15 protein-coding genes and 1 other RNA gene are annotated in these 14,107 nt (G+C 63.0%); 9 read left to right on the top strand and 7 right to left on the bottom strand.

All coding sequences use genetic code 11. From position 1 onward, the window contains the following. Positions 1-8 precede the first annotated feature (8 nt). From DJ563_RS21920 to DJ563_RS21905, 4 genes are all read left to right on the top strand, one after another. Positions 9-191 (top strand): TIGR02449 family protein, encoded by a 183-nt coding sequence (locus tag DJ563_RS21920; RefSeq protein WP_033693939.1) that lies wholly within the window; start codon positions 9-11, stop codon positions 189-191. Further along, entirely contained in the window at positions 188-508 is a 321-nt protein-coding gene (locus DJ563_RS21915) for a cell division protein ZapA (protein ID WP_033702174.1), read from the top strand. Before DJ563_RS21920 ends, DJ563_RS21915 begins: the two co-directional genes overlap by 4 nt. A gap of 17 nt (positions 509-525) precedes the next feature. After that, a non-coding RNA gene (gene ssrS / locus DJ563_RS21910) (6S RNA) lies at positions 526-705 on the top strand. A gap of 69 nt (positions 706-774) precedes the next feature. Then, positions 775-1,383 (top strand): 5-formyltetrahydrofolate cyclo-ligase, encoded by a 609-nt coding sequence (locus tag DJ563_RS21905; RefSeq protein ID WP_033702176.1) that lies wholly within the window; start codon positions 775-777, stop codon positions 1,381-1,383. 19 nt (positions 1,384-1,402) lie between these two features. Here DJ563_RS21905 and DJ563_RS21900 read toward each other — a convergent pair whose 3' ends face one another. Beyond that, positions 1,403-1,555, bottom strand: a complete 153-nt coding sequence (locus DJ563_RS21900; RefSeq protein ID WP_167334468.1) for a hypothetical protein — start codon at positions 1,553-1,555, stop codon at positions 1,403-1,405. Positions 1,556-1,734: 179 nt separating this feature from the next. Here DJ563_RS21900 and DJ563_RS21895 point away from each other — a divergent pair, with 179 nt between their 5' ends. The 4 genes from DJ563_RS21895 to DJ563_RS21880 all read left to right on the top strand — a co-directional run bounded on the left by DJ563_RS21895 (position 1,735) and on the right by DJ563_RS21880 (position 7,069). Beyond that, positions 1,735-2,184, top strand: a complete 450-nt coding sequence (locus tag DJ563_RS21895; protein ID WP_033702178.1) for an EVE domain-containing protein — start codon at positions 1,735-1,737, stop codon at positions 2,182-2,184. 94 nt (positions 2,185-2,278) lie between these two features. Then, a complete protein-coding gene (locus DJ563_RS21890) occupies positions 2,279-3,238 on the top strand; it encodes an HlyD family secretion protein (RefSeq protein WP_033702180.1) in 960 nt (319 codons plus the stop codon). After that, positions 3,235-5,955, top strand: coding sequence for a ribosome-associated ATPase/putative transporter RbbA (gene rbbA, locus DJ563_RS21885; protein ID WP_434518324.1), 2,721 nt, complete (start codon positions 3,235-3,237; stop codon positions 5,953-5,955). Before DJ563_RS21890 ends, rbbA begins: the two co-directional genes overlap by 4 nt. A gap of 1 nt (position 5,956) precedes the next feature. Next, positions 5,957-7,069 (top strand): ABC transporter permease, encoded by a 1,113-nt coding sequence (locus DJ563_RS21880; protein WP_434518323.1) that lies wholly within the window; start codon positions 5,957-5,959, stop codon positions 7,067-7,069. Here DJ563_RS21880 and DJ563_RS21875 read toward each other — a convergent pair whose 3' ends face one another. Beyond that, positions 7,070-7,474 carry a flagellar basal body-associated protein FliL gene (locus DJ563_RS21875; protein WP_033702186.1) on the bottom strand — a complete coding sequence of 135 codons (405 nt, stop codon included), beginning with the start codon at positions 7,472-7,474 and terminating at the stop codon, positions 7,070-7,072. Between the two features lie 157 nt (positions 7,475-7,631). On the opposite strand from DJ563_RS21875, the gene DJ563_RS21870 reads away from it, so the two are divergent. After that, positions 7,632-8,609, top strand: coding sequence for an NADPH:quinone oxidoreductase family protein (locus tag DJ563_RS21870; RefSeq protein WP_434518322.1), 978 nt, complete (start codon positions 7,632-7,634; stop codon positions 8,607-8,609). A gap of 91 nt (positions 8,610-8,700) precedes the next feature. Here the strand turns inward: DJ563_RS21870 and DJ563_RS21865 are convergent, their stop codons facing one another. The 5 genes from DJ563_RS21865 to trxA form a co-directional block, all read right to left on the bottom strand. Next, entirely contained in the window at positions 8,701-9,351 is a 651-nt protein-coding gene (locus tag DJ563_RS21865) for a gamma-glutamylcyclotransferase (RefSeq protein ID WP_434518321.1), read from the bottom strand. A gap of 246 nt (positions 9,352-9,597) precedes the next feature. Further along, entirely contained in the window at positions 9,598-10,566 is a 969-nt protein-coding gene (locus tag DJ563_RS21860; RefSeq protein WP_047582091.1) for a CDP-6-deoxy-delta-3,4-glucoseen reductase, read from the bottom strand. Further along, entirely contained in the window at positions 10,566-12,032 is a 1,467-nt protein-coding gene (ubiD, locus tag DJ563_RS21855) for a 4-hydroxy-3-polyprenylbenzoate decarboxylase (protein ID WP_033702193.1), read from the bottom strand. The genes DJ563_RS21860 and ubiD overlap by 1 nt, the downstream gene beginning before the upstream one ends. Before the next feature lie 190 nt (positions 12,033-12,222). Beyond that, the gene (gene rho, locus DJ563_RS21850) at positions 12,223-13,482 is read right to left on the bottom strand and encodes a transcription termination factor Rho (RefSeq protein WP_003253661.1); all 1,260 of its coding nucleotides are present in this window, start codon (positions 13,480-13,482) and stop codon (positions 12,223-12,225) included. 228 nt (positions 13,483-13,710) lie between these two features. After that, positions 13,711-14,040 (bottom strand): thioredoxin TrxA, encoded by a 330-nt coding sequence (gene trxA, locus DJ563_RS21845; RefSeq protein WP_033702198.1) that lies wholly within the window; start codon positions 14,038-14,040, stop codon positions 13,711-13,713. Between the last annotated feature and the right edge of the window lie 67 nt (positions 14,041-14,107).

Raw genomic sequence — 14,107 nt, 5'->3', positions numbered from 1 at the left:
AAGCGCTGATGAGCCGATTCGAGTTGCTGATCGAACGTGTCGAGCAACTAAAACGGCAAAATGCACTCCTAGTAGCTCAGGAAAAATCCTGGCGCGAAGAGCGCGCCCACCTCATCGAAAAGAACGAGATCGCAAGGCGCAAGGTCGAGTCGATGATTTTACGCCTCAAGGCTCTGGAGCAAGACTCATGAGTTCAAGCAATAGCGTCACCGTGCAGATCCTCGACAAGGAATACTCGATCATCTGCCCGCCGGAAGAGCGCAACAACCTGGTCAGCGCGGCGCGCTACCTGGACGGCAAGATGCGCGAGATCCGCAGCAGCGGCAAGGTGATTGGTGCCGACCGCATCGCGGTGATGGCAGCGTTGAACATTACCCACGAGATGCTGCACCGCCAGGAAGAGCGTACCGATGCACCCGCCGCTGGCACCAACCGCGAACAGGTGCGCGAGCTGCTGGATCGGGTCGATAAGGCTTTGTCCGACGACACGGATACCAAAATCGGCTGAGATTGGTATACTGGCGCCACTCCCTGGGGGATGCGCCAGTCGGTTATGTCCCTGAGCCGATACGCACAACCACGGGGGTTGCACGCTGGGGCCGGTGTGCATGTCCGCTCGACGGAAAGCCTTAACGCCCCCTGCAATCTCCACCTTGAACTTTCGGGTTCAAGGGCTACACCGATAGCGGTCCTATCGGGGAGCCTTATTTCTCTTGCCTGCATTTGCTGCGGGCAGACTCCACACCAGTAGCGACAACTGGGAACGCCCGTGCCATGACCGACACCGCGCCGCCTACCCGCCCCCAGCTCCGTCGCCTGCTGCGCAATGCCCGCCGCGCACTGACGCCTGCCCAGCAGCGCCAGGCCGCCCTCGGCCTGTACCGCCAGTTGGCGCAAGACCCGCTGTTCCGCCGCGCCCGGCACATTGCCTTGTACTTGCCCAACGACGGCGAAATCGACCCTTACCTGCTACTGCGCGAAGCCCAGCGACGCGGCAAGCGCACCTACCTGCCGGTACTGCACGCCTGGCCGCGCACGCGCATGGTGTTTCAGCGTTTCGAGCAGGGTGAAAAACTCAAGCGCAACCGCTTCCGTATTCCAGAGCCACTGACCGACCGCAAACGCCAACGCCCAATCTGGTCCCTGGACCTGATCCTGCTGCCGCTGGTGGGCTTCGATGAAGTGGGTGGGCGCCTGGGCATGGGCGGGGGGTTCTATGACCGCAGCCTGGCCTATCAGGCGCGCCGCAAGACCTGGAAAAAGCCCTTGCTGCTGGGGCTGGCGCATGAATGCCAGAAGGTCGAGCGGCTGGCGCAGGCCAGCTGGGATGTACCCTTGCAGGGGACGGTATCGGACTGCGACTGGTACCTGGCGCCGAGCTGAGCGGCGCCAGCGAAGGGCATCAACGTGGCGGCTGGCTGGCGTCGACCGGCATCTGATAGGCGGTATCCAGCTTGCGCTCCCAGAACCCCTGCGCATAACCGGTAGTGACCACACCCAGGCCAAAAATGAACACCAGGATCCACAGCAGATCCGGCTTTTTGCGTTGATTCATCGAAGATTGCCCCCCAGGCAAACTGTTCCGGCTTGGCGATTTTCTGGGTATCGCCAGCGCATCTCGCTTTAAACGGGGGCGCATTTTCCGACAACCTGCGTCTACACGCAAACATTGACGCCAACCGGCTGTCGGTTTCGTGCAACAGGTTATTTCAAACCTTTTCAGGAGCAGCATCCATGGCCTATTGGCTGATGAAATCCGAGCCCGACGAGCTCTCGATCGAAGGCCTTGGCCGCCTGGGCGAAACACGCTGGGACGGCGTGCGCAATTACCAGGCGCGCAACTTCCTGCGGGCCATGAGCGTGGGCGACACGTTCTTCTTCTACCACTCCAGCTGCCCGCAGCCGGGCATTGCCGGCATCGCCCGGATCACGCGGGCAGCCTACCCGGACCCAACCGCACTGGACCCAGAGAGCCCCTATCACGACCCCAAGGCCACGGCCGAGAAAAACCCGTGGAGCGCCGTAGATGTGGCGCACGTGCAGACCCTGCCCAAGGTGCTGGAGCTGGGCTGGCTCAAGCAACAGGCTGCCCTTGCCGAACTGCCGCTGGTACAGAAAGGCAGCCGCCTGTCGGTGATGCCGGTGACCCCCGAGCAATGGGCGGCGATTGTCGCGCTGAGCTGAAGGTGCGCTATGGTCATGGGGTTTGACCGATATCAACACGCCATGGATAGCCACACGCCACGATAGGGGCGTGCATTGAGCAGGATGCTGACTGATGAATCGATATGCCCCCAGGGTCTTCGCCACCGCGTTGATCGCCTTACTGGCGACCGCTGCAGGGCTGGGTTACTGGAAGTCGCTGCACGACCAATTGCCGGAAGGCTTGAGCATGGGCAACGGCCGCCTCGAGGCGACCGAAGTGCAGATTGCCAGCAAGGTCCCCGGGCGCTTGGCCGAAGTGCGGGTCGACGAAGGCGACAAGGTTGTCCGCGGCCAGCTGCTGGCCCGTATCGACACCCGCACCATGGAGGCCCAACGCAACCAGGCCGAGGCCGAAGTGCTGCGCGCGCGGGAAAACTACGCGGCAGCCCAGGCCAGTGTGCAACTGCGCCAAAGTGAGCTGCTGCTGGCCGGCCAGGAGCTCAAGCGCGTGCGCGAAATCTTCCAGCGCAAGTACGCCAGCCAGCAGTTGCTCGACCAGCAACAGGCCCGCTTCGACACGGCCAACGCAGCAGTCGTCGCGGCACGTGCCCAGCTGGCGGCAGTCAAGGCCGCCATCGGCGCTGCGCAAGCCCAGGTGGCGCAGCTCACCAGCGAGATCGACGACAGCAGCCTGCGCGCGCCCATCGACGGCATCATCCAGCTGCGCCTGGCCGAACCGGGTGAGGTGTTGGGTGCTGGTGGTCGGGTACTGATGCTGATCGACCCGAGCGACCAGTACATGAACCTCTATCTGCCGGCCTCCACCAGCGGTCGGCTGACCGTTGGCGATCAGGCACGCATCGTCCTTGACGCCTTGCCAGAGCAGGCCTTGCCGGCGAAGGTGGCCTTTGTTGCGGCCAAGGCACAGTTCACCCCGAAACAGGTCGAAACCCGTGACGAACGGCAGAAGCTGGTGTTTCGCGTCAAACTGCGCCTGATCGACCCAAGCGCCGTGCCTCAAGCCAAGCCGGGCATGCCCGGTGCTGGCTACGTGCGCACGGCTGATGTGGACTGGCCGGCCAACCTGCAATGAACGCGCCGGCACTCCTGGCCGAGGGTATCAGCCACCGCTACGGCGGCCTGGTCGCCTTGCATACGCTGGGCTTCAGCCTGCCTGCGGGCACGCGCTGTGCACTGATTGGCCCCGACGGGGCCGGCAAATCGACCCTGCTCGGGCTGATCGCTGGCGTGAAGCGCCTGCAACAGGGTGAGCTGCAGGTGCTCGGCGGCTCGATCCGTCAGCGCCGCCATCGCGCGGCGCTGTACCCAAAAGTGGCGTTCATGCCGCAAGGGCTGGGCAACAACCTGTATCCCGAACTGTCGATCAGCGAGAACATTCGCTTTTTCGCCACCCTGTTTGGCCTTGGCCGTGATGAATGCGACCAGCGCATGGCCAACCTGCTGCAAGCCACCGACCTGCAACGTTTCGCCGAGCGCCCGGCCGGCAAGCTGTCGGGTGGCATGAAGCAGAAGCTGGGCCTGTGCTGCGCGTTGATCCACGAGCCTGACCTGCTGATCCTCGACGAACCCACCACCGGGGTCGACCCCCTGTCGCGCCGTCGCTTCTGGGAGCTGGTCGAGCAGGTACGTGCGCAACGCCCGCAATTGACGCTGCTGGTGGCCACCGCCTACATGGAAGAGGCCGAGCAGTTCGAGCACTGCTTGATGCTCGATGGCGGCCAGCTGATTGCCGCAGGCCCCAGCCAGGCACTGGCCGCGGTCACGCCCAGCGGCAAGCTGGACGACGCCTTTACCCATTATCAGGGCGCAGGCAGCACGCAGCACGCACCATTGAGCATTCCGCCACGCCCGACCAATGACGGCCCGGTTGCCATCGAGGCACACGACCTGACCCTGCGCTTTGGCGCTTTCACCGCAGTGAACAAGGTCAGCTTCGCCATTGGTCGTGGGGAAATTTTCGGCTTCCTGGGTTCCAACGGCTGCGGCAAGACCACCACCATGAAAGTGCTCACCGGCCTGATGCCCGCCACCGAGGGCAGCGCCACCCTGCTCGGCCGCCCGGTGGATGCCAGCGACCTGGCCACGCGCAAGCGGGTGGGGTTCATGTCACAGAGCTTCTCGCTGTATGGCGAACTCAGCACCCGTCAGAACCTGACGCTGCATGCCCGCCTGTTCGACCTGCCCAAGGCCGAAAGCGCGCAGCGCATCAGCGAACTGATCGAACGCTTCGACTTGGGCAGCTTCGCCGACCAGCCGTCAGGCGCCCTGCCCCTTGGCCTGCGCCAGCGCCTGTCGCTGGCGGTCGCGGTGCTGCATCGCCCTGAAGTGCTGATCCTCGACGAGCCGACTTCTGGCGTCGACCCTGCCGCCCGGGACGACTTCTGGCGGCTGCTGGTGGAATTGTCCCGCGAGCAGGGCGTGACCATTTTCCTCTCCACCCACTTCATGAACGAAGCCCAGCGCTGCGACCGCATTTCGCTGATGCACGCCGGCCGGGTGCTGGCCTGCGACACGCCCGACGCCCTGCAGCGCCAATACGCCGGCAACACCCTGGAAGACGCCTTCGTCCGCTGCCTGGAACTGGCCCAGGAGGCTGGTCCCCAGGCCCCGGACAGCGCGGTACTGGAGCAGGCGGCAGCGACCACGCCGCCGTTGCGCCAAGGCTTCAGCCTGCGCCGCCTGTTGGCGGTGGCCAGCCGGGAGGGCAAGGAGCTGCTGCGTGACAGGGTGCGCCTGGCCTTTGCCCTGCTCGGCGCCGTGTTCATGATGGTGATCTTCGGCTATGGCATCTCGCTGGATGTGGAGAACCTCGCCTTCGCCGTCCACGACCAGGATCAGAGCCCGCAGAGCCGCGCCTACCTCGAGGCCTTTCGCGGGTCGCGCTATTTCGCCGAACAGGCGCCGATCCGGGATACCCGCGAGATGCATCAGCGCTTGCAGCGCTCCGAAATCAAACTGGCGCTGGAGATCCCACCGGGCTTTGGCCGCGACCTGCACGCCGGGCGCCAGCCGGTCGTGGCAGCCTGGCTGGACGGCGGCATGCCATTTCGTGCGGAAACCAGCCGTAACTACGTAGAAGCCGTGCACCAGGCGAACCTCGAACAGCTTGCCGCCTACAGCCCACAACCGGTGCAGCGCCAGGAGCCGGTTCGCCTGGAAACACGCTTTCGCTACAACCAGGACGTGGTCAGCGTGAATGCCATCGGCCCCGGGGTGATGGCGCTGATCCTGGCCTTCATACCAGCCATGCTCACCGCCCTGGGCATTGTCCGCGAGAAAGAGCTCGGCTCCATTACCAACTTCTACGCCACGCCCCTCACCCGCCTGGAGTTCCTGCTCGGCAAACAGCTGCCCTACCTGGCCGTGAGCCTGGTCAACCTGGCGTTGCTGGTGGCGATGAACCGCTGGCTGTTCGCCGTGCCGCTAAAGGGCAGCGTACTGGCCCTGGCCTGTGGCGGCGTGGCCTACCTATTGGCCACCACCAGCCTGGGCTTGCTGATTTCGGCGTTCACCCGCACCCAGATCGCGGCCATTCTGGGCACCATGATCATCACCAGCTTGCCGACCATTCAGTTTTCCGGGCTGATCGTGCCGCGCTCGTCGCTCGACGGCGCTGCGGCGGTGATGGGCCAGCTGTTCCCGGCCGGGTATTTCCTCGACATCGCGGTCGGCACCTTCACCAAAGCGCTGGGCCTGCGCGAGCTGTGGCCGCAGTGCCTGATCCTGCTGAGTTTCTTTGCCGTATTCACCGGCCTGAGCCTGATCATGCTCAAGAAGCAGGAGGCCTGATATGTCGCGCTTGAACCACACCCTGCGCCTGGGCCTGAAAGAACTCACCAGCCTGCGCCATGACAGCGTGCTGCTGCTGTTTCTGCTTTATGCCTTTAGCGTGGCGATCTACATGCCTGCGGCCGGCTCGGTGATCGGCGTGCACAACGCCAGTGTCGCCGTGGTCGACGAAGACCACAGCCTGCTCTCGCGCAAACTCACCGAGTCGCTGCAACTGCCCGAGTTCCAGCCTGCCGTGCCTCTGCCTCCGGACCACCTGGACCAGGCCATGGACAGTGGCCAGTACACCTTCGTGATCAATGTGCCGGTGAATTTCCAGAGCGACCTGCTGGCCGGGCGTTCGCCGGAGCTGCAGATCAACGTCGACGCCACAGCCATGAGCCAGGCCTTCATGGGCGCCGGCTACATCGGCCGGATCTTCGAACGTGAGCTGCTCGACTATACCCAGCGCACCACCACGCAGAGCCCGGTGCTGATCAACCCCAAGGCATTGTTCAACCCCAACCTTGAGGGCGGCTGGTTTCTGGCGGTGATCCAGATCGTCAACAACATCACGATTCTGGCGATCATCCTCACCGGCACCGCGTTGTTGCGTGAGCGCGAACACGGCACGCTCGATCACTTGCTGGTGCTGCCGTTGACCGCGCTGGAAATCATGCTGGCGAAAATCGCCAGCAACGCACTGGTGGTGGTGCTTTGCACCTGGATCTCGCTGATCGTGGTGGTCAAAGGCGCCCTGGGCGTGCCGTTGTCCGGCTCCATGGGGCTGTTTCTGGGTGTGACGGCGCTGTACCTGTTCGCCAGCACCGCGCTGGGCATCTTTCTGGCCACCCTGGCGCGTTCGACACCTCAGTTCGGCCTGCTGGCAATCCCGGTGATCATTCCGATGCTGTTGCTGTCGGGCGGCAGCACGCCGCTGGACAGCATGCCGCAGTGGTTGCAATGGGTGATGCAAGGCTCGCCGTCGACGCATTTCGTCAGCCTCGGCGCCGCCATTCTGTTCCGCGACGCCGGCTTGGCCGTGGTATGGCCAGATATCCTGGCCCTGGCCGTGATCGGCCTGGTGTTCTTCAGCGTGGCACTGGCGCGCTTTCGGCGCAGCCTGGCCTCTTGATCACTGCACGATCAGGTTGTTGAACAGCAGGTCTTCGACAATCGGCTTGCCCTCTTCCGCTTCCATCACCTGCTGCACCTGCTTGAGGGCTTCCTGGCGCAGTTGCTCCTTGGCCTCGACGTTGCTCATCTTGTCTACCGTCTGCTGGGTGAACAGCGCCACCAGCTGGTTACGGATCAGCGGCTCGTGATGCTTCACCGCCTTGGCGGCCTCGTCACCGGTCACGCGCAGGGCTACATCAGCCTTGTAGACGCGCAGCTTGGGGCCACCGTCGAGCGCGTAATTACCGACAAAGGGTGGGCTCAGGGTGATGTAGGCGACTTTTGGCTGCCCTTCCTTGGCCTCTTCGGCCATGGCCGCCACTGGCAGCATCAGGGCCAGCACCATCAAGATCCACGCTTTCACGAATTCGCTCCTCAATACAATTGGCGCCAGCTTACCCAGCACACCGCTCAAACCCAAGCCCAGGCTTATGCCGGCCCATCAGGGTGGGCCATGCTCGTTGACCCGGCAGGTGGCCCTCCTACACTTATCGGCCATTACCCGCAAAGGAATAGCCCCGATGAAAGCTGTGTTGTGCAAAACCCTGGGTCCGGCGCGCGACCTGGTACTGGAAGACGTCGCCAGCCCCGCGCCGAAGAAGAACGAGCTCCTGCTGGAGGTACAGGCCGCAGGCGTCAACTTCCCGGACACCCTGATCATCGAAGGTAAATACCAGTTTCAGCCACCGCTGCCGTTTTCCCCGGGCAGCGAAGCAGCGGGCGTGGTCGCCGCAGTCGGCGAAAAGGCCGGTGCGTTCAAGGTCGGCGACCGGGTCATGGCGCTGACGGGCTGGGGTGCGTTCGCCGAGCAGGTCGCGGTGCCCTTCTACAACGTGATGCCGATCCCCGAAAGCATGGACTTCACGACCGCTGCCGCCTTTGGCATGACCTACGGCACCTCGATGCATGCTCTCAAGCAGCGCGGCCAACTGCGGCCCGGTGAAACCCTGCTGGTGCTGGGGGCGTCTGGCGGTGTGGGCCTGGCGGCAGTGGAAATAGGCAAGGCCATGGGCGCCCGGGTGATCGCCGCGGCCAGTAGCGCTGAAAAACTGGCTGTGGCCAAGGCTGCCGGGGCCGACGAGCTGATTGACTACAGCCAGGCCAGCCTCAAGGACGAGATAAAGCGCCTGACCGGCGGCCAGGGCGCGGACGTGATCTACGACCCGGTGGGCGGCGAGCTGTTCGACCAGGCCGTGCGCGGGCTGGCCTGGAATGGACGGTTACTGGTGGTCGGTTTTGCCAGCGGCACCATCCCACAGATGGCGGCGAACCTGGTGCTGCTCAAGGGCGCTGCGGTGCTGGGGGTGTTCTGGGGGGCGTTTGCACAGCGTCAGCCGGAGGACAATGCGGCGAACTTCAGCCAGCTGTTTGCCTGGCATGCCGAAGGCAAGCTGAAACCGTTGGTGTCGAAGACTTATCCACTGGCCGAGGCTGGGGCGGCTATCGAGCAATTGGTACAGAGGAAGGCGGTGGGTAAGTTGGTGGTGCTAACCCGATAAGGCATCACAAGGTTGGCAGCACCGGCCTCTTCGCGGGGCAAGCCCGCTCCCACAACCTGAAGACCGCAGAGAACCTGAGCAACTGTCTTGCTCAAACTTCGCGCAGGTTATGGCAGCGCCTGAACCGCGCCTCCAGGTTGCGATCCGGCATCTGGTGACTGCGCAATGCGTTCAAGGTCTGCTCCACGTACTCGCGCGTGGTGCCATACCGCCCCTTGGCACTGGCAAGGATCTGGCTGAGCAGCGTATCTGGCAGATTCCCCGCATAGCACGGCAAGTGGCGCTCCAGCACAAAACCCAAGGCCTGTACCTTGCTGCCATCCCCCAACCGGCAACTGAGCCAGTGCGGGCGGTAGGCCGGGTAAGGCATCTCCCTCTGCCACAGCGCCATCAGCGAATCATCCAGGTTGCTTTCTTCCAGCCGATAGGCAAAACCGCTGCACGACCCGCCACGGTCCAGGCCGAACACCAGGCCCGGTGTTTCCGGCGTGCCACGGTGCTCGTGCGACCACAGGTACAGCCCACGGTGGTACCCATGCACCCGCGCACGCTGACGCTCAACCGAACTGCACTCCGGGCGCCAGATCAACGAGCCATAGGCAAACAACCACACCGGCCCGCCTTCATGGCGTGACATGGTCGTGTGCATGGAGTTGATCAATTGCTCGCGGGTCAATTGCTGGCCGAAATCGAGCGCCGGAGGGTAAGAACTATTCCAGGATAACTGTTGAAGTGCCGACATAAGCTGCCGCCATTATTCCCCGTGAACTACAGTCGTAGCGAGCGTCGCTGTGTGCCAGGGCCTGCGCCCCGCACCAAAGGTGTCTGGATTAACCTTAGGATATAAACAGGCCAATACTCAAGCCCCGCAGCTAAAGTTTCACGCGAACTTCCGACGGTTGGAGCGCATTGTTTCAAGCCGGGTGAAAGTTATTAGCCAAGGCGGTAACAATTACCGCCTTATACCCAGTGGTTCAAACTTCGGTTATTAGCCACGCGGCGCGTAGGCAAATACATCCGCGCGCATGCGGTGCGCATCCATGCCCGCCTCGACCAGCGCATCGAGGGTGGCATAGACCATGTTGGGCGAGCCGCTGGCATACACATGCACGGTATTGAGGTCAGCGATGTCTTCGCAAACCGCCTCGTGCAGCATGCCGCACCGGCCTTCCCACCCGCACAGGTCACTGACGACCTTGTGCAGGAACAGGTTAGGCAAGTGCTGCCATTGGTCCCAGTGCTCGATCTGGTAGAAATCCTCGGGCCGGCGCACACCCCAATACAGGTGTACCGGATGCTTGAAACCCTGGGCGCGGCAGTGCTCGACCAGGCTGTGCATCTGGCCCATCCCCGTACCGGCAGCGATCAGCACCAGCGGGCCGTCTGGCAGCTCGGCCAGGTGCGCATCGCCGAACGGCAGTTCGATACGTGCCAGGCGATCGCGCTGCAATTGCTCGATCAACTGCAGTGCGCTGGGTTCACGCGCCAGCACGTGCAGCTCCAGCTCACGCCCACCGTGGGGGGCCGAGGCCAGGGAGAACGCCGCCTGCTTGCCGCCTTCACGCTCGATCATCAGATACTGCCCGGCGTGATAACGCGGCGGCTTGCCGGCAGGCGCACGCAGGCGCACGCGCCAGACGTCGCCACCGACGTCGACGCATTCGCTCACGCTGCACGCCAGCTTGCGCACTGGCAGCTCGCCCAGGGCGAGCACACCATCCCAGAGCAACACGCAATCCTCCAGCGGTTCGGCAATGCAGGTGAACAGCTCGCCATGGTCGCGTACTTCGCCGTTCTGGCGGACGCTCCCTTCTACCAGCAAAGCGGCGCAGACATGGCAATTGCCATTGCGGCAGCTGTTGGGGCAGTCATAGCCCAGCCGCCGCGCTCCATCCAGGATCCGTTCCCCGGGTTCGAGCGCCAGCACTGCCCCGGACGGCTGCAACGTTACCTGCATCAATCTATTCCCAACTGATCCCACAGCTCATCGATACGGCGGGTGACGGCTTCGTCCTTGACGATGACCCGCCCCCATTCGCGTGTAGTCTCGCCCGGCCACTTGTGGGTGGCATCCAGGCCCATCTTCGATCCCAACCCCGACACCGGCGACGCGAAGTCCAGGTAGTCGATCGGGGTGTTGTCGATCATCACCGTATCACGCTTGGGGTCCATGCGCGTGGTGATGGCCCAGATCACGTCATTCCAGTCGCGGGCGTTGATGTCGTCGTCGGTGACGATAACAAACTTGGTGTACATGAACTGTCGCAGGAACGACCACACCCCCAGCATCACGCGCTTGGCGTGGCCTGGGTACTGCTTTTTCATGGTCACCACCGCCATGCGGTACGAACAACCTTCCGGCGGCAGGTAGAAGTCGACGATCTCCGGGAACTGCTTCTGCAGGATCGGCACGAACACTTCGTTCAGCGCCACCCCGAGAATGGCCGGCTCATCGGGCGGGCGGCCGGTGTAGGTGCTGTGGTAGATCGGTTTCTGCCGGTGGGTGATGCGCTCGACCGTGAACACCGGGAAGCTGTCCACTTCGTTGTAGTAACCGGTGTGGTCGCCATAGGGGCCTTCGGGCGCCATTTCGCCAGGGTGGATCACCCCTTCGAGGATGATCTCGGCGGTGGCCGGTACCTGCAGGTTGCTGCCACGGCACTTGACCAGCTCGGTGCGGTTGCCACGCAGCAGGCCGGCGAAGGCGTACTCGGACAGGGTATCCGGCACGGGCGTCACCGCCCCAAGAATGGTCGCCGGGTCTGCTCCCAGCGCCACGGCAACCGGGAACGGCTGGCCGGGGTGCTTCTCGCACCATTCGCGGTAGTCCAGCGCGCCACCGCGGTGGCTCAGCCAGCGCATGATGACCTTGTTGCGGCCGATGACCTGCTGGCGGTAGATGCCCAGGTTCTGGCGGTCCTTGTTGGGGCCGCGGGTCACGGTCAGGCCCCAGGTGATGAGCGGCGCCACATCGCCTGGCCAGCAATGCTGGATCGGCAGCTGGCCGAGGTCAACGTCGTCACCCTCGACCACCACCTCCTGGCACACGGCATCCTTGACCACCTTGGGCGCCATCGACACAACCTTCTTGAAGATCGGCAGTTTCGACCAGGCGTCCTTCAGGCCCTTCGGCGGCTCGGGCTCCTTGAGAAAGGCCAGCAACTTGCCGATTTCGCGCAGTTCTTCGACCGACTCGGCGCCCATGCCCATGGCCACCCGTTCTGGCGTACCGAACAGGTTGCCCAGCACCGGGATGTCGTAGCCGGTGGGCTTCTCGAACAGCAACGCCGGGCCCTTGGCACGCAGGGTGCGGTCGCAGACCTCGGTCATTTCCAGGACGGGAGAAATCGGAACCTGGATGCGCTTGAGTTCGCCGCGCTGTTCCAGGCCACGGATGAAGTCGCGCAAGTCGCGATACTGCATGCAGGAGCCTCGTGTTGGCCGTATCGGTCGGGGTGCAGAGTGTAGCGCCTAAGAGGGCAAAATGGCCAAGGGAGTCTGGGCCGCGCACAGTCTCACCGACTGGCCTGCGTTCAGGGGGCTGGCTAACGATCTTTTGTGACAAGCAGCAAAAAGCCGGGTTTCCCCGGCTTTTTGTATGATGCAGCGAAGCTTACTTGCGCTTCATCGACAAGAAGAACTCGTCGTTGGTCTTGGTCTGCTTGAGCTTGTCGACCAGGAACTCGATGGCGGCGATTTCGTCCATCGGGTGCAGCAGCTTGCGCAGGATCCACATGCGCTGCAGTTCGTCGTCGGCAGTCAGCAGCTCTTCGCGGCGGGTGCCGGAGCGGTTGATGTTGATGGCCGGGAACACACGCTTCTCGGCGATGCGACGGTCCAGGGGCAGCTCCATGTTGCCGGTACCCTTGAACTCTTCGTAGATCACTTCGTCCATCTTCGAGCCGGTTTCAACCAGCGCGGTGGCGATGATGGTCAGCGAACCGCCTTCCTCGATGTTACGCGCGGCACCGAAGAAGCGCTTCGGCTTCTCCAGGGCATGGGCGTCGACACCACCGGTGAGGACCTTGCCGGAGCTCGGGATCACGGTGTTGTAGGCACGCGCCAGGCGGGTGATGGAGTCGAGCAGGATGACCACATCCTTCTTGTGCTCGACCAGGCGCTTGGCCTTCTCGATCACCATTTCGGCAACCTGCACGTGGCGGGTCGGCGGCTCGTCGAAGGTCGAGGCAACCACTTCGCCGCGCACGGTGCGCTGCATTTCGGTCACTTCTTCCGGGCGCTCGTCGATCAGCAGGACGATCAGGTGGCACTCGGGGTTGTTCCGGGTGATGTTCGCCGCGATGTTCTGCAGCATGATCGTTTTACCCGCTTTCGGCGGGGCGACGATCAGGCCACGCTGGCCTTTGCCAATCGGGGCACACAGATCGATGACACGGCCGGTCAGGTCTTCGGTGGAACCGTTGCCGGCTTCCATCTTCAGACGCTTGTTGGGGAACAGCGGCGTCAGGTTTTCGAACAGGATCTTGTTCTTCGCGTTTTCAGGGCGATCGAAGTTGATCGTGTCGACCTTCAGCAGGGCGAAGTAACGCTCCCCTTCCTTCGGCGGGCGGATCTTGCCGACGATGGTGTCGCCGGTACGCAGGTTGAAACGGCGGATCTGGCTGGGCGAGACGTAGATGTCGTCGGGGCCGGCCAGGTAGGACGCATCAGCCGAACGCAGGAAACCGAAACCATCCTGGAGAATCTCCAGCACGCCGTCACCCGAGATCTCTTCGCCGCTTTTCGCGTGCTTTTTCAGCAGGGCGAAAATCACGTCCTGTTTGCGCGAACGGGCCATGTTTTCGATGCCCATCTGTTCGGCCATTTCCAGCAGATCGGTAATCGGCTTTTGCTTGAGTTCAGTCAGGTTCATAAGGGGAGTGACGTAATCATGTATGAAGGGAGGATTAAGCTTCTGGCTTAATGAAGCCGCGCCGCTAGAAGGCGATAGGATCGCGCACAGATTCTAATTAGGAGTGCGTCGGCGACGGCGTGCAGGGGGCACTGGAGAAGCAGTGCGAGGCCGAATGTAACACTTGCTTTTTTCGACGTCTAGTGGGTTGGAAAAGAAAAGCCCCGGTTTTTCCGGGGCTTTTTCACATCACAGGTGGGCGTCGAGGAACGCGGCCAGCTGCGATTTGGACAGTGCGCCGACCTTGGTGGCCTCGACGTTGCCGTTCTTGAACAACATCAGCGTCGGGATGCCACGCACGCCGTGCTTGGCGGGGGTTTCCTGGTTCTCGTCGATGTTCAGCTTGGCGACGGTCAGTTTGCCCTCGTAAGTGCTGGCGATGTCGTCCAGGACTGGAGCGATCATTTTGCATGGGCCGCACCATTCAGCCCAGTAGTCGACCAGCACCGGGCCTTGAGCCTGCAGTACGGTGGCTTCGAAGTCCGCGTCGGTGACGTGTTTGATCAGATCGCTGCTCATGGATATCTCCAGGGTCGTAAGCAAAAAAACGTGACCCATGATAGCCGCAGAGGCTGGCTACAGGAAG

It is taken from the genome of Pseudomonas sp. NFX1, from assembly GCF_051123555.1.
Classification (GTDB): Bacteria; Pseudomonadota; Gammaproteobacteria; order Pseudomonadales; family Pseudomonadaceae; genus Aquipseudomonas; species Aquipseudomonas capeferrum.
The sequence above is the reverse complement of the archived record's forward strand: the minus strand, read 5'-3'. Positions and strand labels throughout refer to the sequence as shown.